The 19,763-nt window shown below is 41.6% G+C and carries 19 protein-coding genes; 1 reads left to right on the top strand and 18 read right to left on the bottom strand.

Annotation, left to right across the window (positions count from 1 at the left end; translation table 11 throughout):
• The first annotated feature begins 5 nt into the window (after positions 1-5).
• Positions 6-995, top strand: coding sequence for an FKBP-type peptidyl-prolyl cis-trans isomerase (locus HXT35_RS04045; RefSeq protein WP_004126229.1), 990 nt, complete (start codon positions 6-8; stop codon positions 993-995).
• A 152-nt stretch (positions 996-1,147) separates the two neighbouring features.
• Here the strand turns inward: HXT35_RS04045 and nucS are convergent, their stop codons facing one another.
• The 18 genes from nucS to HXT35_RS03955 all read right to left on the bottom strand — a co-directional run bounded on the left by nucS (position 1,148) and on the right by HXT35_RS03955 (position 19,744).
• On the bottom strand, positions 1,148-1,855 hold the full coding sequence (gene nucS / locus HXT35_RS04040) for an endonuclease NucS (protein ID WP_004126235.1): 708 nt from the start codon (positions 1,853-1,855) through the stop codon (positions 1,148-1,150).
• Positions 1,856-1,891: 36 nt separating this feature from the next.
• Positions 1,892-3,325 carry an amino acid permease gene (locus tag HXT35_RS04035; protein WP_155114847.1) on the bottom strand — a complete coding sequence of 478 codons (1,434 nt, stop codon included), beginning with the start codon at positions 3,323-3,325 and terminating at the stop codon, positions 1,892-1,894.
• Positions 3,326-3,562: 237 nt separating this feature from the next.
• On the bottom strand, positions 3,563-6,244 hold the full coding sequence (locus tag HXT35_RS04030) for an ABC transporter permease (protein WP_004126240.1): 2,682 nt from the start codon (positions 6,242-6,244) through the stop codon (positions 3,563-3,565).
• 5 nt (positions 6,245-6,249) lie between these two features.
• Positions 6,250-6,951: an ABC transporter ATP-binding protein gene (locus HXT35_RS04025; RefSeq protein ID WP_004126243.1), complete on the bottom strand. Its 702-nt coding sequence runs from the start codon at positions 6,949-6,951 to the stop codon at positions 6,250-6,252.
• Between the two features lie 117 nt (positions 6,952-7,068).
• Positions 7,069-7,686, bottom strand: coding sequence for a DUF5701 family protein (locus tag HXT35_RS04020; protein WP_004126245.1), 618 nt, complete (start codon positions 7,684-7,686; stop codon positions 7,069-7,071).
• Positions 7,687-7,738: 52 nt separating this feature from the next.
• On the bottom strand, positions 7,739-8,803 hold the full coding sequence (locus tag HXT35_RS04015; RefSeq protein WP_004126256.1) for an aspartate-semialdehyde dehydrogenase: 1,065 nt from the start codon (positions 8,801-8,803) through the stop codon (positions 7,739-7,741).
• A 43-nt stretch (positions 8,804-8,846) separates the two neighbouring features.
• Positions 8,847-9,416, bottom strand: coding sequence for an ACT domain-containing protein (locus HXT35_RS04010; RefSeq protein ID WP_004126259.1), 570 nt, complete (start codon positions 9,414-9,416; stop codon positions 8,847-8,849).
• A 77-nt stretch (positions 9,417-9,493) separates the two neighbouring features.
• Positions 9,494-10,258, bottom strand: a complete 765-nt coding sequence (locus tag HXT35_RS04005; RefSeq protein WP_004126261.1) for an aspartate kinase — start codon at positions 10,256-10,258, stop codon at positions 9,494-9,496.
• Positions 10,259-10,385: 127 nt separating this feature from the next.
• Positions 10,386-10,994, bottom strand: coding sequence for a recombination mediator RecR (gene recR, locus HXT35_RS04000; RefSeq protein ID WP_004126278.1), 609 nt, complete (start codon positions 10,992-10,994; stop codon positions 10,386-10,388).
• Between the two features lie 6 nt (positions 10,995-11,000).
• Positions 11,001-13,388, bottom strand: coding sequence for a DNA polymerase III subunit gamma/tau (dnaX, locus tag HXT35_RS03995; protein WP_004126279.1), 2,388 nt, complete (start codon positions 13,386-13,388; stop codon positions 11,001-11,003).
• Between the two features lie 100 nt (positions 13,389-13,488).
• Positions 13,489-13,890, bottom strand: a complete 402-nt coding sequence (locus HXT35_RS03990) for an Rv3654c family TadE-like protein (RefSeq protein ID WP_004126280.1) — start codon at positions 13,888-13,890, stop codon at positions 13,489-13,491.
• Positions 13,887-14,282, bottom strand: coding sequence for a TadE family type IV pilus minor pilin (locus HXT35_RS03985; protein WP_004126282.1), 396 nt, complete (start codon positions 14,280-14,282; stop codon positions 13,887-13,889). The genes HXT35_RS03990 and HXT35_RS03985 overlap by 4 nt, the downstream gene beginning before the upstream one ends.
• Positions 14,283-14,333: 51 nt before the next feature.
• Positions 14,334-14,609 carry a DUF4244 domain-containing protein gene (locus tag HXT35_RS03980; RefSeq protein ID WP_004126283.1) on the bottom strand — a complete coding sequence of 92 codons (276 nt, stop codon included), beginning with the start codon at positions 14,607-14,609 and terminating at the stop codon, positions 14,334-14,336.
• Between the two features lie 181 nt (positions 14,610-14,790).
• Positions 14,791-15,438 carry a type II secretion system F family protein gene (locus HXT35_RS03975; protein WP_004126284.1) on the bottom strand — a complete coding sequence of 216 codons (648 nt, stop codon included), beginning with the start codon at positions 15,436-15,438 and terminating at the stop codon, positions 14,791-14,793.
• Between the two features lie 2 nt (positions 15,439-15,440).
• Entirely contained in the window at positions 15,441-16,016 is a 576-nt protein-coding gene (locus HXT35_RS03970) for a type II secretion system F family protein (protein WP_004126285.1), read from the bottom strand.
• A gap of 24 nt (positions 16,017-16,040) precedes the next feature.
• Positions 16,041-17,174, bottom strand: a complete 1,134-nt coding sequence (locus HXT35_RS03965; protein WP_004126286.1) for a CpaF family protein — start codon at positions 17,172-17,174, stop codon at positions 16,041-16,043.
• Complete coding sequence (locus HXT35_RS03960; RefSeq protein WP_421787885.1) at positions 17,161-18,309, bottom strand: ATPase; 1,149 nt, start codon at positions 18,307-18,309, stop codon at positions 17,161-17,163. The genes HXT35_RS03965 and HXT35_RS03960 overlap by 14 nt, the downstream gene beginning before the upstream one ends.
• A 67-nt stretch (positions 18,310-18,376) precedes the next feature.
• Positions 18,377-19,744, bottom strand: coding sequence for a ClC family H(+)/Cl(-) exchange transporter (locus HXT35_RS03955; RefSeq protein ID WP_032843354.1), 1,368 nt, complete (start codon positions 19,742-19,744; stop codon positions 18,377-18,379).
• Positions 19,745-19,763: the final 19 nt, after the last annotated feature.

Raw genomic sequence — 19,763 nt, 5'->3', positions numbered from 1 at the left:
AATCTATGCAAAAAACTACAATATCTAAACAAAAATCCTTTATTGCACGCACTTTTGCTGCTATTAGCACAGTAGCATTATGCGTAGGATTAGCTTCTTGCAGCGGCAATTCTGACAATACAAATGGTGCTGCAGATGAAAACGCACAAAAAGCCGGCATGCAGCTTATTGAAGGCATAAGCGCTTCTGGAGAGCTTGGCAAAAAGCCAAAAATTACGCTTAAAACACCTGCAAATATAAAAAGAAATACTTACGCTATCTTACAGCACGGCAACGGTGAGACTATTCAAGAAGGCGATCGCGTCTGCTCACAAGGCATTGTGCTTAATGCTAAAGATGGCAAAGAACTTATGAATACGTGGGATAAGGGTAGAGTTGATTGCTCAATTTCTATTGACAAAAAAGTCACCGCACGACCATACTATGCGCTTATTAAAGGCAAGAAGATTAATACAACTATAGCTTTTGGAGTTTCTGGCGAAAATAAGGGCCCTTCATATGTTATGGTTCTAACGCTTGTGTCTCGCTCAAAAGCATTAAAGCACGCAGAAGGTAAAGCAGTAACAGATATTCCTGCAAATTTGCCAAAAGTAACTCTTGATAAATCTGGAGTCCCATCCTTAGATAAGAACAACTATGTGCCAGATGGAAAGCTTGTTTCTCAGACTTTGATTGAAGGAACCGGCAAAAAGGTAACCGCAAAAAGCACCGTAACTGCTCATTATGCTGGATGGACCACAGATAAAGACGGCAAAATGCATCAGTTTGATTCCTCTTGGCTTCGCTCAATGCCTGCAGACTTCTCTCTCGCAGGAGGCGTAATACCAGGTTGGACTAAAGGTTTGGCTGGAAAGAAAGTTGGATCTCGAGTTCTGCTTGTAATTCCTCCAGAAGATGGCTACGGCAAAGAAGATAAGAAGGATGCAAAGGGAAATGTAACAATCCCTGCAAACTCCACTCTGTACTTCGTTGTGGATATTCTTTACGCTTCGTGAGTTTGTAAATTTTGCAATGCCTAGCAAAAATTTGCAAAATATTTTGCAAAATAATTAGCTAGATAATTTGCGAGATAGTTTACAAAATACGTAAGTGATTACGATTACAAAAACCCCTCATTTTCGAGGGGTTTTTGTGTATGCGTCTAAATCTAAAACAGAAGAAGGTCGTCGGATTCAACACCGCGCATATCGTCATAGTCGAGAATAAGACAAGTAAAACCGCGATCTTCCGCCAAAACTCTAGCCTGTGGACTAATTGTTTGAGCAGCAAAAATGCCGCGAACAGGCTTCAAGAGTGGGTCTCGATTTAATAACTCACAGTATCTAGTAAGCTGCTCAACGCCGTCAATACCGCCGTGACGCTTAATCTCAATCGCAACGTGCACGCCTTCAGCATCCTGAGCCATAATATCAACCGGACCAATAGCTGTAGGATACTCGCGACGAACAAGCTTCGCGCCTTCCCCAATACGATCAATCTGCTCAGCCAAGTATCGCTGCAAATGCTCCTCAACACCATCTTTAATTAATCCAGGATCCTCACCTAAATCATAAGTGCTGTCACTGTATATGTGCTCTAAAGAAATTTTTAGTAAATCATCACCTTTTGACGCAGCAACTCGAAGAATGCAACCATCAAAAAGCTCGTTGGAAGTAGAGTCTTCACCATTTTCTTTCTGAAGTATGCGCATTGTACAAGGCGCAACCATCCAATTAAGTGGCTTATACGCTCCCAGCTCCGAAAAAATAAGCACACTACCATCTGCTTTAATAAGCAGCACACGCTTAGATAGCGGAAGCGTAGCGTTTAATCTACCTGTATATTCAGCACTACAATCTGCAACAATAATTCGCACACAGTAAGCATAACAGAAATTGCGCAGGAAAGAATGTCACTTGCGCAAAGCGGCTGCTAAATCGCGATTCTGCCAATGCTCGTGCAGAGCGCAGTAACCTCCAAATAGCACAAGCCAAACTAAACCGCCAATTGCAGAAACGCGAGTATCTTCACTAATAAACAATGTAATATAAACAAACACGAAGAATGCAATGGTAAGCGAATTAAGAAGCTTATAATGCGGCATTAAGAAACCATCTGCCATAAAATCAGCAGATTTACGATACTTACGGTGCGTAACCATAATCAGAATATAAATCATGATGATTACAGCCGAAGACGCAGAAGCGAATAAAATAAACGCACCATGCACTCCAGGGATCGAATTAACTACTGGAGAAAGAAGAATTAATACAGAAGAAAATATGATTGCACGAGCAGGAACTTTAGTATGCGACACCTTTCGCAACTTACCCAAAATAGGAGAAGGAGATTCAATAGCAATCTGATACATGTGGCGGCCGGCAGAATACAGCAAAGAGTTAAGTGCAGAAGATGCAGCCGTAATAACCACGAAGAATACTAGCGCAGAGGCCCAATGCACGCCAGCATACTGGAACACCATAATGAACGGAGACATAAATGTGCCTTCAGCATTAGTAGCCTTGAAACGCTGCCATGGAACAATAAGCATAATTGCCACAAGCGCGCCAACATAAAAAATCAAAATACGCGTAATTATGCCGTTTATAGCCTTAGGCAAAACTTTGCGAGGATTTTTTGTTTCCGAAACAGTCACACCAACGAACTCAATAAGCTGATACGCATAAAACACCATCTGGAAGCTCATCAAAAATGCAACCCAACCATTTGGCATAAGCGAAAAATTATTGAAAATGTTATTGACACTAGCATGCCCAGCAGGACTAATAACCCCTCCATGAAGTTGAGTTGCTGGGTAATGATACCCAATTACTACCATCACAACAGCAGTAACTATAAGCGCAACAATCAAAGTAATTTTAATCATGGAGAACCAAAACTCAGTTTCTCCAAAAAGCTTTACAGCAACCAGATTTATGCACACTAAAGCCGCTAAAAAGACTACTTCTATAAGCCATTTCCAATGACTCACGTCAATATCGAAAGTTTGGAAAAACGTGACGCAATACGTGCTAACTGCAGTAATCTCGCTCATACCAATAAGCACAAGCACAAACCAATAAGACCACCCAGCAAAATTACCCCAGCCTCTGCCAAGATAACGCGTAATAAAACTAATAAAAGTATGCTGGTTTGGATCTTTGTACATTAGCTCGCCAATGCCGCGCATAAGCAAGAACATAATCAAGCCAACAATAATGTAAACGAATACAATACTTGGGCCTGTTAAGCTAATTGATTTTCCAGATCCAAGGAACAGGCCAGTACCAATTGTGCCGCCGATAGCAATAAATTGCACATGACGCTTAGTAAGACTGCGTTCCATTTGGTTGGAATTGTCATTATTTTCGCTATTTGACGAACTATTCGTAGAACTATTTTTAGAACTATTTGACGATGTGTTAGAAGATTTAATACTAGAAGCGAATTCTCCGGCTGAATCTGCAGATTCAGATTGCTGAGAATCTACATTTATGCCATTATTCGCCGTCATATTCATTGCCAAATCTCCGTTCCTAGTATATACGAACTTTTTATTTTATATGCACCCTTAACTATTGCGCTATTCCACACTTTTTAGAGAGCTAACCGGATCAATACGATCAAGCGCAGGATTAGTTGCCCATTGCACAATCAAAGCGAAAATTAACGTTGCAACGCCTGCAATGAAGTAACTTAACGGAGCTACTTCCACCTCAAAATAAAGCGATGGCATTCTAAGAGCCTTGGTCAGCAAGCCTGAAATCAGCCTTCCCAACGGCAAACCTACCGCAATACCAATTACAGTAAGAGTTAGCATCTCTTTATGCACATAAGAGTGAATTTCTCTTTTATAGAAGCCAAGAACTTTTAGAGTTGCCATTTCGCGCGAACGCTCCGAAATATTCGTACTAGCCAAAGTAAATAGCACTGCTAAAGCCAAACCTGCAGCTAACGTTACAATCAGAGCAACAACAGCATTCATAAGATCAAAACTAAAAGCGTGCTTCATTTTCGTAATATTCATAACCGCAAGAACAGAGTCACGCTCCGAAACATTATTCGCGTACTTGATTTTTTTATCATCGCTGCCACGCAAGCGAAGAATCAGCGCATTATGCTTTAGAGATTTACTATTTTTGTCATTAAACAATCGTTCGTAACATCTAGAAGTCATATACATGTTTGAACCAATTAGATTTCGAACAATAGCATTAACTTTTACTGTTGCGCGCTTAAAACTTGCGTTAGTTACTGTGATTTCATTTCCGCGATTAATATCCAAAGAAGCGGCTGCGCTTTGAGAAAGCAGCGGTCCGTCATCCGTGAGCTTAACAGGCTGCAAATTGTTGTCAATATTTTGCAATCGCACAAGACGAGCTAAAGTATCCGCATCTTTTACAACAATCATTTGCACACTTTCAGAATCTTCCACATTGCTATGCTCAGATTTGTTGTTGCCAGCATTTTGATGCTTAGCGATTTCGCCAGAACTTATGTAAGCAGGAAGCATAGTTTCGATCTTATTATTCGACTTATCTTGTTCCACGCGTTTCTTCATGCTTTGGAAAGAATCTGGAGCAGAAATCGCAATCATATCGTAATTGTAGATTCCCTCATATTGGCGAGTTCCTAAAGTTGCGACGGTATCGTTTAATGCAAGACCGCACACAATAAGTGCAGTACAACCAGCAACACCACCGATTGTCATGCATAATCTGCCTTTAAAGCGCGCTATGTTGCGAATAGTTACTTTATTTAGGAAGCTCATACGCTTCCAAATCCAAGGCAAACGCTCAAGAAGTACGCGAGCGCCAGCTTTTGGAGCTTTTGGACGAAGCAAAGCGGCAGGAACTTGCTTTGTTTCACGCCAACTAACAACTATTGTGCAAACTGCTACAGGAATCACAAAAGCAAGCACACACAGTGAACCGTATAACCAGTCGTAACGCAACCTAACACCTGGAACAGCGTAAAGCCCGCGCAAAATCTTCAAAAGAAGCGAAGGAATTGCAAGGAATCCAACAATATCTCCAATTCCGCCACCAATAAAGCATGCGAAAATAGCGAAGAACGCGTGCCTTGTAACTGCAGCCGAACGCCCATAACCTAGGCTTAGGTACGTTCCAATAAGACCTCGCTCTTCTTCAACCATACGTGCCATAGCTGTTAAGCTCATCATCATGGCAACAACAAGAAATACTGCCGGGAAAGCGTAACCAAGCGACTGAATTGAAGCAACGTCGGAGCGTAAGCTTGCGTAACTATCATTAGCGATTCGAGTAGATATATGCCATTGTGCTTGAGGAACTTTCTTTTGAATTTCTGGCTTAATCTGCTCTAGAATTTTCGCTTTTGCTTGTTCTTTCACAGAATTTGGAGCAAGCTTTAGCCTTGGTTCATTCGCAATAATATTTTCCGCTTCTCTATTCGACCTCTCATCAATAATCTGATTTCGACGAGCTTTTTCGCGCTTAGACTGCACTTTTTCTCGGATTTGCTCAGAAGCGTCGTCAACAATATTGCGATACGATTTAGAAAATGCATTAACATTCTTAGTATCATTCAATCTCACAGATATTGCAGCATATGGCAGGTCAGTCATGTTCTTTGGTGCTGCAGACGTAAAAATTGGGTAGCGAGATGTTACAGAATTACGAAAAGCTTTTGACTGGTAGCCTTCTGGATTGTTTAAATCGTTACTATCTAAGACGCTTCCAGTAATTAGAAGATTATATTTTTCAGATTTTTTATTTGAATTATTTGAAACACTGCTGCCAGACGCGGCTGACTGCTGCAAATTTACAACAACGGTACTGCCAATATTTAAGCCACTATCGTGCAAAAATCGTTGAGTTACAACAGCTTCTCGGCTATTAGTAGGCATATTGCCATGAAGCAGGTGAAGACGATTCATATTTTTTTGCGAATCGTAATGCACAAAATTCATTGCATATGTGGAACTTGCATCGTCATCAGGATGCGCTGTAGCTTTCCAAAAACGTTCGGCTTCAATTTCGCTTATGTTAGATAATTTTTGCAAAGAAGCAACATCATCTTTAGTTAAACCCAAGGTAGATACGATTTGCAAATCGTATGCATGCAACTTTTCGTACATGTCATTCGTACCAAGAAGCATATCGTTGCAGCCCGCGTAAATTCCTGTCATAACAGCAACGCCAAGCATTGCAATAACTGCAAGCACACAGAAACGTCGCCACTGATGAATCCACATTCTAACGGCGCTAATAAATAATGCACTCATTAAAATCACCACTCAATATCGGCAATGGCCATAGGATTCTCTTGTGTAGTCTCGCTTACGACTTTTCCAGAGCGGAAGCGCACAACTTTATGTGCCATAGGCGCAATTGCAGCATTATGGGTAATGATTAAAACTGTCATGCCTTCCGTGCGGCAAATATCTTGCAATAATTGCAACACTGCCTTGCCTGTTTCATAATCCAAAGCTCCAGTAGGCTCGTCGCATAGAAGAAGCTTCGGCTTTTTAGCAAGAGCGCGCGCAATAGATACGCGCTGCTGCTCTCCGCCGGAAAGTTGCGCTGGGAAGTTTTGTAAACGATCTGACAAACCAACATCCCTAAGTGTTTGTTCAGGATCAAAATGATCTGAACAAATCTGCGAAGCCAGCTCAACATTTTCAAGAGCGGTCAAATTTGGAACTAAATTATAGAATTGAAAAACAAAGCCAATATCTTCGCGGCGGTAACGCACTAAACCCTTTCCTTTAAGTTTAGTAACATCGCAATCCCCAACAATAACGCGACCGCTAGTAGCCGTATCCATACCGCCTAAAATATTTAAGGCCGTTGTTTTTCCAGCGCCAGATGCGCCCAAAATTACTGTAAGCTCACCACGTTCTGCCGTAAAACTGGCATCGTCTAAAGCCCGCACAGCAGAAGAACCAGACGGATATTCCTTTACCACATGATCAAAAGTTATATATGCCACAATGCGCCTTTCGTAAGTATCATCCCATTGATAGTGGTTTTCAACTTTTGCTATAGATTCTTGTTTTATTGTTATAACTATTTTACGTAATAATCGTGAAGATTTTATGAATTGTACTTAAAGAATCGAGATTCCACGGCGTGCCATGCAATACGCGTTACCAAGCCAAGTATGCCGAGAATTTGGCCAAACTGCACCTAAACGTGGAGCGCCCTGACTCATCCAAATGCTAGGAACTCTTCCATCCGTGCTTTGAGAGCCGAGCAGATTAAACCCATTCTTATTTTCCAGCCAATCCGGATGCTGAGTAACAATCGCAAGCCCTTCTTCCAAAGTAAGAGGTAAGCGTTCGTCGGAATCAATAAGCTTACTAGCAACATCTGGTTCTCTGTTTAAATAAGATCCGCCCGCATGAGGATCAATTGCCAAATAGAACGGACCTTCCGGAGGCTCAAAACCATCTTTTGGCATAAAACTAGCAATATCGCGAGGAGGCATAGTTGTAAAACCAGCCATACGGTCAATACTCGTACGAGAAATCAAAGACTCTGGAGAAACAAGCTCACGCGTAGGAACCAATAAAATATTCGTTCCTAAATCACTATTTTTAAGAGCGCGCAAAAGCGGTCGAGCAAGAGAACGAAAAGCGTCAGCACTCATATCCGCCACATCCGGATACCCGAGTGCTACTATACGATCAAGCTGCTGCTGTATTTCTTCCGATGCTACTGACATACTTACAGTTTACGCAGAGACTTTCACAATTGCGAGCAATTAATTTCGTTATTTAAGCAATATTACGTTTTTTCGCAATAATTTCCGCCAATTGAACAGCATTAAGCGCAGCGCCTTTTCTAAGATTATCGTTAGTAATAAAAAGCGACAGCCCTCGGTTACCGTCTACAGCCTGATCTTGACGAATACGCCCAACATAGCTTGCGGATTTACCTGCAGCAAGCTGAGGAGTAGGAATATCATTCAATTCAACACCAAACGCCTTGCTTAAAACTTCACGAGCCATATCCGGTGTTACGTCATTATCAAACTCAGCATTAACACTCATACCGTGTCCAGTAAAAACGCCCACTCGAACGCAAGTGCACGACGCAGCAAGATTTGGCAGATGTAAAATCTTACGACTTTCATTACGCAACTTTTGCTCTTCGTCAGTTTCTTCAGAGCCATCGTCAACAATTGCACCAATAAAAGGCACTACATTGAAGGCAATTGTGCGAACAACTTTGGTAGGTTCTGGAAAATCTATTGCACTACCATCAAAAACCAATTTATCCGCGCCTTGATTTAGCGCAGCTTGAGCCTCATTCATAAGCTGCAAAGCACCAGCTCTTCCAGCTCCAGAAACAGCCTGGTAGGAAGATACTATTAACCGCTTTAATCCAAAAGAATCTGCAAGTGGCTTCAACACTGGCATGCAAGCCATTGTTGTGCAATTTGGATTTGCTACTATTCCACAAGGGATTGTGTCTAAATCTTCGGGATTTACTTCTGCAACAACCAGCGGTACATCGTCATGCATACGCCATTGAGAAGAATTATCTACTACTATTGCGCCAGCTTCAGCAAATTTTGGAGCCCAGATTTTTGAAGTTCCACCGCCTGCAGAAAAAATAGCTATATCAATTCCGCGCAAATCAGCTTTTTCTACATCTTCTACAACAATATCTTTCCCACGATATTGCAAAACTGTTCCCGCAGAGTGAGCAGAAGCCATAAAACGTAAATCTCGAACGGGAAAATCACGCTCATCAAGCACACGGCGCATTACCATGCCAACTTGGCCAGTAGCGCCTAAAACAGCTACGTTTACGCCTGTTTCATTGATAATCGTCATCTTATTTCTCCCTTAATAATGGTTATGCTAATAATTTCGATTTTTAACGTCCGCTTCCGCCGTAAACAACAGCTTCGATTTGGTTAGCATCCAATCCGTAAGCCGTATGTAAAGCTCGAACAGCTTCATCAAGCTGATTAACAGGAACCAAAGCTGCAATACGAATTTCTGAAGTAGAAATCATAAGGGTATTAATACCGTGATCACTTAATGCAGTAAAGAAAGTAGCCGCTAAACCAGAGTGCGTCTTCATACCAACGCCAACAACAGCAACTTTCCCAACAGTAGGATCAACATCCATAGAAGTGAACTTAAGCTCATCTTTAGCAGCTAAAAGAACACTACGAACCGCTTCCATTGACGAGCTAGGAGCAGTAAGAGAAATATCAGCGGTGCCAGTAGACGCACTTGCCTGAGCAATCATATCAATATTCGCATTAGCTTTTGCAAGAGTAGTAAATACTTTTGCAGCCATTCCAGGAACGTCCGGAATACCGCGAACTGTAATCATAGATTCACTACGATCATGAGCAATACCTGAAATCACAGGTGTTTCCGGTCCTAAATCTGGAAACAAATCACCCATGGTAGAACGAATATCCTGATTTACCATTATTACCGCCCTTAATTTCTATTTGCCTAAATATTATCTATAAAAAATAATTATCTATAAAAATAAACTTGCTTAAATCAACTTAAATTAGGTAAAGTACGTGGATCAACATTTCGCGGCACAATAAGAGTTCCGTTTCTGTGAGAGAAGGAACTCCTAACGTGAAGCGGCATACTAAAACGCTGAGCATACTCAACGCAACGCAACGCGAGCACACGCGAACCACATGAAGACATTTCTAGCATTGAATCATAATCAATAACTGGAATACGTTTAGCTGTTGGAACAATGCGCGGATCAGCTGTAAAAACGCCATCGACATCTGTATAAATTTCACAAATATCAGCACCTAAAGCAACTGCAAGCGCTACAGCAGAAGTATCCGAACCACCCCTACCGAGAGTTGTGTCATCACCAACCTCACTAATTCCTTGGAAGCCTGCAACAATTGCAACACTGCCCTTATTCAGCGCGCGACGAACACGATCCGGCTTAACTGCGCGAATATGCGCTGCACCAAACTGCGCGTCTGTCATAAAACCGGCTTGAGAACCGGTAAAAGAGTATGCGTGAGATCCTTGAGCATGAATAGCCATAGCAAGCAAGCTCATAGAGATGCGCTCGCCTGCAGTCATAAGCATATCCATTTCGCGAGCAGGAGGATGCGCATTAACACTCATTGCCTGATCAATTAAATCGTCAGTAGTGTCTCCCATTGCAGAAACTACAACTGCTACATCATTGCCAGCTGCTTTTGTGGAAAGAATACGATTAGCAACGCGCTGTATGGAATCGGTGTCAGCTACAGACGAGCCGCCGTATTTCTGTACGATAAGCGCCAATTTTTACCCCTTGCTCATGTCTAAAAAGATGAACGAACGGATATTCCAAATATTTGGTCTGGTATCAGAGTATCAACCGCGCCCTATTATTCGCAATTATTGATAATTTGTTCGTTAAATTTTACTCCTACACAGCTTGTCGCCCGCTGAAAGCGCGTCCGAGAGTAATTTCATCCGCATATTCCAAATCGCCGCCAACAGGCAAACCACTTGCCAAACGCGTGATTTTAATACCTAGAGGATCTAACAGGCGAGCCAAATATGTAACTGTTGCTTCGCCTTCAATATTTGGGTCAAGCGCGAGAATAACCTCTTTAATTTGAGGATTTTTAAGACGCTCAAGTAATTGAGTAATTGATAAATCTCCAGGACCAACATTTGCCATTGGGTTTATAGCTCCGCCAAGAACGTGGTAAACGCCATCATATTCATGAGTGCGCTCAATGCTCATAATGTCTTTAGGCTCTTCAACTACGCATATTTTGCTATGGTCTCTGCGAGGATCTGCACAAACCGCACAAGGGCTTTGTTCGCAAACATTTCCGCAAATATCACAAAAGCGCACACTCGACTTCATATCGTTTATGGCATCTATTAAAGATTGCGCTTCTTGTTCAGACGCAGAAAGTATATAAAAAGCAATGCGTTGAGCGCCTTTAGGTCCGATTCCAGGAAGTTTTGAAAACTCGTCAATTAAACGACCAATTGCGCCATCGTACGACGATGCATTATGCACAGTTAACTACTCCTCTTGCTTTTTCTTAACGTTTGCAGAAATATTCTTTGGATTTTTTGGATCGGTTGCAGCAAATTCTTCAACCTTTTTAACCTCAAACATTGCCTTAAGATCATCCACGTCTACTGAAGATGCAGCTTCCAAGGAAATATCATCCATAGAACATTCATCTGCAGACGCTCCACTTGTAGGAACTACAGGCTCTTGCGTAATTTCTTTTGGACCAGCAGAACTTGTACCAGAAGAACTTGGATTAGCAGCACCTGAATCAGAAACACTTGACTTAGAAGCGCCTGAATCGTCTACATTTGAAACATTCGCATTAGTAACGTCAGCATTATACCCGTCAGCATTAGATTGTGCAGACTGCATTTCTGTTTGCGATTTGCCTTGAGTTTTAGTAGATACATCAAGTGCCGAAGTAGAAGCGTTAGGAAGTGTCATAACATCCGCAATAGGCACAGATGACATATCTGCCCAAGCATCATCTTCAACGTCCGTCAAAGAAGCTTCTTGCTTTGCATCTTCCGCAGTATTCTCAAATACTACTGATGCTGCGGAGCCATCAGCGTTTAGAAAATCCGAGGAATCCTTTTCTGTTTTACTTTCAGGGAATCCACCACTGTCAGAAGTTGTTTTACCAATAAATCCTGCAGCCATGCCAGTTTTACGCAATAAAATATCGCGTTTTACTTGAGCAAGACGCTTAGAATCCATTCTTGCAACGGATTCAACCGCTTCTCCGTTAGACGCAACAGGAGCAGGAGCAATCATTACTTGATTACCAAAAACGTCTTTCACTACACTCATTACCACTTTTGGTACTTTTTGACCATCGTAAGGAGATGTAGTGCATACTGCGAGCGCAAAAGCATGCTGACTCATAGGCTCATTAAAGGTGAGCACTAAACGCTGACGCCCAGATTGCTCAGAGTTTAATTGCACTTTAGGAACGTACGTACGCGTCACATATTCGCGCGCATCTTCTGGCAACTTAGAGACTACTTCATCCCACATTTCGTCTGCACTCAGAGAATCATTATTATGCGTTTTTGTAACAGAATTAGAGGATTCTTGCGAAGCTTGCGACGAGGATTCCAAAGAAGCTACCGGCGAAGATTGTGCAGAAGATTGCACAGAAGATTCCAAAAGCTCTTCATGCTTAGTTTCTTTCACAGAAGACTTACCTTGCTGCTTTTGCACAAAAGATTTATTTTGCGAATTTGTTGCACCTATAAAAGATCTACCTTGCACATTTGCAGTAACATTTGCAGTAACATTTGCAGTAATGTCACTATCCGCAAGCAAACGAGCAACAAGAATTTCCAGATTCATTCGAGGAGAAACAGCACCGGCCATTGAACTTAGCGCTTCATTAATAGTTTGAGCCATACGCGCTAAATTAGGTAACGTTATTTGCGAAGATTGACGCTGCAAGGTTTCCAAATCTTCTGGAGCAATATCATTAAGCAGATCGGAAGCAGCTTTAGCACCAGCAGAAACCATAAGAAGCAAATCTCGCACTCTGCCTAACAAATCTTCAACAAATTTCCTAGTATCGTAGCCGCCAACAACAACGCGACGAACAACGTCATATATTGCAGCACCATCATGTTCAATAAGCGCATCAATGGCTTCAGAAATTAACTCACTAGGCGTAAACCCAAGCAAAGCAACTGCAGAATCCAAAGAAATAGCACCATCAACTGCACCGACCATAAGTTGATCAAGCACAGAAAGAGTGTCACGCATTGAACCCGCACCTGCTCTCATAGCAAGACGTAAAACACCAGGAGCAGGGTTAATACTTTCCTTCTTGCATATATCTTCAAGATAAGGGCCCATAACTTCTGGCGGAACTAGGCGGAATGGGTAATGATGAGTGCGAGAACGAATAGTGCCAATTACTTTATCTGGTTCAGTAGTAGCAAAAATGAACATAACGTGCTCAGGAGGCTCTTCTACAATTTTCAACAATGCGTTGAAACCTTGTGGAGTTACCATATGAGCTTCATCGAGAATAAAGATTTTATAGCGGTCTCGAGCTGGAGCAAAACCCGCACGCTCTCGAAGCTCTCGAGCGTCGTCAACACCGTTATGGCTTGCAGCATCTATTTCTACAACATCAATAGACCCAGGGCCACCAGTTGCCAAATCTTTACAGCTCTGGCATTTACCACATGGATGCGAAGTAGGGCCTTTTTCACAATTAATGCAACGTGCCAAAATGCGCGCAGAGCTGGTCTTACCGCATCCGCGAGGGCCAGAGAATAAATAAGCATGAGTAATTTTGCCTTGGTCTAATGCTCTAGACAAAGGTACGGTAACTTGATCCTGCCCAATAACACCATCAAATGTGTCCGGACGATATCTACGATACAGTGCAAGTGCCATGTTTTCTAACCTACCGCGACCTAAATGTTTCCCCGATATATCTTATTTCAGATTAGCAGCAGCCGCCACCCTCTTATAAACAAAAGAATATTAATTACTTTTATTTATCACAATCTTCCAATGCTGCTCGAGCAGACGCCTCTACACTTGGAGCTAAAGGAATATTCAAAGGAACTGTAACGCTTACAGTGACTTCATCTTTAGCTGACTTACAAGATTTCAATATTGCGTGACTTGAAGTAACAGTTCTAGTAGAAAATTCACAAGGATTATTTTCCATGCGCTGTAAAGCGGAAGCACCCGACAACGCAGCCGCAGTAGCAACTGCGTAAGCTTGATGTCTAGCGCTAAGAACATGCCCCAAAATTGCAGCAACAGCGAGCATTGAGCAGACTGCGATTACCAGCATAACGCCTAGCGCTGTGCCAGAACCGCAATCTGCCTTACTGCTCTTCTTACGAGCGAAAGATACTAAACAATTAAAATAACAATGAAAACTCATTCCAAAACCTGACTTACGTGACTTTCCACCAAAGGAGGCAATATGTGAAGCGGATCTGGAATAAGAGGACATTTCACAACAATATTAGCCATATTCCCATTACGATTTATTTGCACAGATGCTCCTGAACCTGCAACTTTCTGCACGATACTTGCAGCAGCTTTATCGTCGTGATGAGTAACTATGTAGTAAGCAACCTGAGAAGCCGCATCATGGCAATTCATATTGCATACTACTGCTCTACCAACTCCAAGAAGTACAACTACAAGCACTATTGCACACGGCAAAACAACTGCAAATTCAGCAGTTACAGCACCAAAATCACGCGTATTAATATTACGCAATAATTTTTTGCATAACACAAAACATTTGCGCAAAATATTCTTCCGCATCATAAGCTCATTTCACTAAACATAGCGCATCAATAGATTAGCCAAAATCAATCAACCAATTTTCAACGCTTTTTTCACTAATTCTGTCAATGTTTTGCGTATTGCATCTGATTTCAAAATGGCAACTAATAATGCAGCAAAACCAGTAGCAGCAATAAGCACTACAGCATACTCGGCGGTTACAGCACCAGAATCTTGCTTTTGAAGATTGTTAATATACTGCTTACCTTTTTGATTAAGGCGCATTTCTACCACTGATAATTGGTCATTTACTTGAAGCATCGATACAGTGTATCTTGCAACAAGCTTTTGAATTATCCCAACCATTATTTGTACCTTTCCCTTCAATTTATCCGAAATTTTCGGATAAAAATATTTTTGCAGGTTGATTTGCGAAGTCCAAGAAAAAATCTTCATTGTGGATAAAAGCTAGAAAGTATTGAAATCTTTTGGAAAATACTTAAGAAAATTCAAAAATAAGATTTTCTTAACAAAATTTAATCTACTATCACATAAGAGAAGCAACCGTAGGAATAATACCAATACATATAAAAGCTGGCAAAAAGCACAATCCAACTGGTAGCAATAATCGCACAGACAGCCTGGAAGTTTCTTGCCTAGCAACATTTTCCATAGTGATTTCGTAATGCTTAGAAAGCGCAAGTAGAACCGGAACAGGCGAAGATCCATTACACCAAGATTCGCGCAAAGAAGTCATTAACCAAGTTGCTAAAACCAACGATGAATCTATTTTTTCAAGTTTTTTGTTGCGGCTTGTGCTTTTTGAGACAGCTTGAATATTTTTACGAACATGCGGCGGAGACCATGCTTCATGCCAGCTATCTCCAGAAATCAACGCTCTGGACACCTCACACATCCACAATCCATGCCCGCCGGGCAAAACAGCACCGACTACATTCAAAGCTCTAGGAATAGCAACGCCACTGCGCAAAGCAACAATAATCATATGCAATCCAAGCAGAGGATCAATATCTTTAGAATAAGCATTACGCCACTCATATTTAGTATCAGAATCGCCAATATTTAATCTTTTATAGCCAAGCAACGTTTTAGAACCAAAAGAAATATTGCAAAATTGCCAAGCCATAATAACGAATACAGGCACAATCAGCAAAAGACGACTGTTATACTCCATTTTTACTTCCTAATAACCGAACTTGCCATAGTATGATTAGATATTCGCAACATTGACTTAACCCATGCCAAGCCAAGGCTGTAAGAAATTGAGCCAACAATCAACAAAACCCACCCATATACGGTAGTTAGCAAAATAAGAATCGGATGTCCGCCAAGCAATTCACCTGCTAATAGAGACAAACAAGGCAATGCGGTGAGTAATTTTATTGTGGCAGTTGGCATTGCAGATACGTCTGCTTGAAGATCTTCCGCTCTACGGCGAGCATGGTACGATGCCGAAGCAGCTTCTACGCAAGTAGCCATTTCACAGCCTAAAGTATTGCTTAATTCATAAGCTGCCATAAGATTTTCGCAAACAGATCGCATATGGTTTTCAATGCGCCTACGCTGAGCCGCAGATAGATTTTGATTTTTAATAGAACATCTATTATTAATCCATCTGTAAATCATTTTTGCACTTACTTCATTAGAACAAATACTATTCTTAAAATCAGCATCATTTTGCAATATCATTTCAAACGTTGAGCCGGATCTCAATGCAGCAATTAAACCTGCAAGAGCTTCTTCAATATCCATATTCCCCCAATCAAAAAATGAAAGTTACGAAGCTATTTGATTAAAATTACGTTGATTAAAATTACGTTGATTAAAACTATTTTTACTAAAATTACTCGCGCAAATATTACTAATATCTTCTGGAAGCCTCCAACACTTAGCAAACTTTTTCCACTCAGGTAAAACAAGCATGCGCATACTACCGTCGCTAAAACATCGTTCTAAACGCAAAACTGCTTTACCTTGTAAAGCCGAAGCGGCAGGCAAATATTGCAGAACGCCAATTTCGCGAACCATGCGTCTGCCATCCGAAGCACGCTCCACATGAATTACCACATCAAAAGCTCCCGCAGCCAAAGCGCATAATGCTGCAGGCTCTAATTTAGCGAGCAAGCCAAGAGCCATAAGTCGAGCAGGAACTTTTTCTACCTCATCCGCATGAATCGTAGTCATGCCGCCTTTATGGCCGGAAGTAAAAACGCGTAGCAAATCAGCAATTTCTTCCCCTCTGCACTCGCCTAAAACAATTCTGTCTGGGCGCATTCTCAAAGTTGCTTTTACTAATTGAGATAATCCAATTTCTCCAACCCCTTCCACATTGGCTTCGCGAACGCTTAGCGAAACATGATTTGCAGTCAGCTCACCTAATTCACGAGTTTCTTCCACGGAAATAATTCGATCATGTGAATCCGCCATTGCAAGAAGAGCTTTCATAAGCGTAGTTTTACCAGAACCAGTGCTGCCGGTAATCAATATGTTTGCCTTTAATTTCACAAGAAATCCAAGAACATACGCAATTTCTTTAGGAAACATTCCTTGACTACTTAACGCTAATAAGTCGTACTTTTTTAAAGTTGGAAATCGCACTGACAAAGCTGCACCTTGCGCTACTACTGGTGCTAAAACTGCGTGAATACGAATACCAGAGTTAGTTGAAGCGTCCGCAATAGGGCAAGCATCATCAAGCCTTTTGCCAAGCTGAGCACACAACCACACTGCATACTCTCTCAATAATTTAGGGCTATGCATTGGCACTCTAGGCTTGCACTCTTTTAAACCCTGCCCACAATCTACCCACACGCGCCCATCTTCGCTCACAACCATATCTGTAACCCGTGAATCATTTGCAAATTCCTGCAAAATTCCAAAATCAATATCGTGAGAATTATTTACGACCATACTTTCCCCTTGAATATGAAAAATGACTAAATTTAGAATGACGATGTTTGTTTGAACTTTCTTTTTTGCTAAAGATTGCCTCTGCTAAAAGCCAGTTTCCTAGTTTTTTCATAGCTGATTTCATACAAGAAGGGACTTCGCGAATACCATAGCCTCCTATAATGTCTGCATGAAGGTTTGAATCATACGGCAAAAATCCTAATATCTGTGTTGAAAGATATTCAGAAGCTTCGTCAACATTTAAAACATATGATTTTTGTTTTAAGCCTCTAGGGCACATCCCTATTGCGGCAAATTCATCGCTACTAATATCAACATTGCAAGTTGACTTAAGCACATGCGAATATGCGCGAAAACGAGCTAAATCGAGAACAGATAATTCAACAGAAGCAAGAGTTGCAGAAGCAGAAAGTTGGGGAATACTTTTGTAAATTTCAACTGAGGATTTTCCTGATCCAATATCTACAATAACCACATCGCAAGCTTCAGCTAAAGCGCGAATTACAGCCTCAACAACCCACGGCTCTGGGCGTTCGCTTCGCCATGGAGAAAATGCTAAAACATCAACATCATCCCAATGAATAAGCTCATTTTTTAGCACATATCCATCACAACGACCAAGAGGTGCTTCTACTTCTTGCAAACGCCTGCCTTCGTCGGATTCTAACCCCAACAAAACATCCAAACCACCATGCGTTAAATCAGCATCTATAATCGCCACACTGTAGCCTTGCTTGCTTATATAACGAGCCAGAATAGACAATAACGTACTCAAACCAATTCCGTCAGTCGCCGCAGTTCCAACCAATATATTCGAAGGTAGCGCCTCAAGAAATTCGCTTTCAAGCGGCGCTTCTTCTGAATATTCGCACAAAGACTGATTTAGATTTTGCAATGAAATATTGCGATTTTTGGGCGCAATAGTAGTTATTACAGTGTGATCGTCTACAAGAGTAGATGAATTAACACAATCACTACGAATTGCGCTTGGATTAGAATAGCTCGACGCTTGAGGTGGGTAAACGTAACGATTAACGTCTTTCGACGCACTAAATCTAGCTAAATTGCTAGTACCACTTGAATCAGTTTGCCTAGCGCTAGCCAACTTGTTATTTAAATCAATATTTGTACTCATGCGCCTATTGAAACGCATACGCAAGTTGGTTTGCAATAAAATTAAACCAATGTGGTTAAAACATTAATCATTCGGCAATTAGTGCATTATTAAGAACAAGATCTCCATGAGATTGCATATACCGTTCAAGAAGTTCGCTATAAACCGGCTTAGTTTTTAGAATATCCGAAACAAGCAACGCAATAAATGCGGAAGCTGCCACTGGAAGTGTATGAATCATAGTTCCAGACATTTCAACTGTTAGCAAAATCGAAGTAAGTGGAGCTTTTACAGAAGCAGAAAGCGTTCCAGCCATCACACAAACCGCAAACACGGATACGAATTTTGCGTCAATACCAAATGCTGAAATGCTAGTAATACTGCGAGCTGCAACTCCGCCTGCGAGCGCACCAACAGCAAGTATTGGCATAAAAATGCCTCCAGGAGCACCGCAACCAAAACTTGTTGAAGTAAAAAGCATTTTTGCAACAAAGAGCAAACAAAGCATTGCAATACTTATTTTTCCATATTCCGAAAGGCGCACTAAGTTAGATCCGCCTCCGAGAACTTCTGGAAGGAATAAACCAACTGGTACTGCAATTAAGCAGGCTATTGCAACCGGCATCCACTTAGGCAAATAGCCATACAATGTTTGCAACCCAAGAAGAGAACGATTCATTAAAGAGCCCACAAATCCGGCAAAAATACCAAGTGGAATAAGCCAAACATGCAATCCCATTGGCAAATCTGGAATTTGACCGAAATCAAGCACTGGGCGCAAACCGAAGCAGGTTTGTGAAACAAAATCAGCAAAAAGAGAAGCGACAGCAGCGCCCATTAAAACTGTAGACGATATTCCATGCTGTACTTCTTCTAAAGCAAACATAACTCCAGAAAGAGGAGCAGAAAATGCTGCAGAAAGACCGGCAGCAGCACCAGCAGTTACAATATAATGCTCCTCAATATCGTCTCTCTTTCCTTTACGGAAGATTCGAGACAACATTTGAGCCCCGCATGCGCCGATTTGAATTGACGGGCCTTCACGCCCAAGCGACAATCCGAATAAAGAACCTAGAAAACCACCAACAAAACGCACCGGCAAAATAGTGTGCCAGCGCATATTTAATCCACGACGGACGTAGCCAACAACTTGTGGAATACCGCTTCCGGAAGCCATGCTTTCCTTAACACTCATCCAACCAATAATCAGGCCTGCAATTATGGCAAAAATTAAGCATGGCACAATCCACCATGCGTTATGCCAAATTTGCAAGTACATCCAACGCGCAAAATCGGTACCATATTCAATGCCAAATCTGTAAAAAGCTACGAGCGAACCAGAAACTACGCCAACTAAAACGCCCGCTAATATTACTTTCCAGCGAAGCTGGCAAAAAGTTTCTAATATTTGCTTTGACTGCTTACTTAAAAAGCTCACTACATTCTTAAAGCTCACTACTGCTCGATTCTGCGCA

Origin of the sequence: Gardnerella sp. DNF01141 (assembly GCF_049244255.1) — a bacterium.
Classification (GTDB): Bacteria; Actinomycetota; Actinomycetes; order Actinomycetales; family Bifidobacteriaceae; genus Bifidobacterium; species Bifidobacterium vaginale_E.
Note: the sequence above shows the minus strand (reverse complement) of the source record. Positions and strands in the feature narration are given on the sequence as shown.

Bases quoted from the DNA above. Each gene is read 5' to 3' on its own strand.
- HXT35_RS04045 (WP_004126229.1), top strand. From the start codon at position 6: ATGCAAAAAACTACAATATCTAAACAAAAATCCTTTATTGCACGCACT.
- HXT35_RS04035 (WP_155114847.1), bottom strand. From the start codon at position 3,325: ATGGAACGCAGTCTTACTAAGCGTCATGTGCAATTTATTGCTATCGGC.
- HXT35_RS04030 (WP_004126240.1), bottom strand. From the start codon at position 6,244: ATGAGTGCATTATTTATTAGCGCCGTTAGAATGTGGATTCATCAGTGG.
- HXT35_RS04020 (WP_004126245.1), bottom strand. From the start codon at position 7,686: ATGTCAGTAGCATCGGAAGAAATACAGCAGCAGCTTGATCGTATAGTA.
- HXT35_RS04015 (WP_004126256.1), bottom strand. From the start codon at position 8,803: ATGACGATTATCAATGAAACAGGCGTAAACGTAGCTGTTTTAGGCGCT.
- HXT35_RS04010 (WP_004126259.1), bottom strand. From the start codon at position 9,416: ATGGTAAATCAGGATATTCGTTCTACCATGGGTGATTTGTTTCCAGAT.
- dnaX (WP_004126279.1), bottom strand. From the start codon at position 13,388: ATGGCACTTGCACTGTATCGTAGATATCGTCCGGACACATTTGATGGT.
- HXT35_RS03990 (WP_004126280.1), bottom strand. From the start codon at position 13,890: ATGAGTTTTCATTGTTATTTTAATTGTTTAGTATCTTTCGCTCGTAAG.
- HXT35_RS03985 (WP_004126282.1), bottom strand. From the start codon at position 14,282: ATGCGGAAGAATATTTTGCGCAAATGTTTTGTGTTATGCAAAAAATTA.
- HXT35_RS03980 (WP_004126283.1), bottom strand. From the start codon at position 14,609: ATGGTTGGGATAATTCAAAAGCTTGTTGCAAGATACACTGTATCGATG.
- HXT35_RS03975 (WP_004126284.1), bottom strand. From the start codon at position 15,438: ATGGAGTATAACAGTCGTCTTTTGCTGATTGTGCCTGTATTCGTTATT.
- HXT35_RS03970 (WP_004126285.1), bottom strand. From the start codon at position 16,016: ATGGATATTGAAGAAGCTCTTGCAGGTTTAATTGCTGCATTGAGATCC.
- HXT35_RS03965 (WP_004126286.1), bottom strand. From the start codon at position 17,174: ATGGTCGTAAATAATTCTCACGATATTGATTTTGGAATTTTGCAGGAA.
- HXT35_RS03960 (WP_421787885.1), bottom strand. From the start codon at position 18,309: ATGAGTACAAATATTGATTTAAATAACAAGTTGGCTAGCGCTAGGCAA.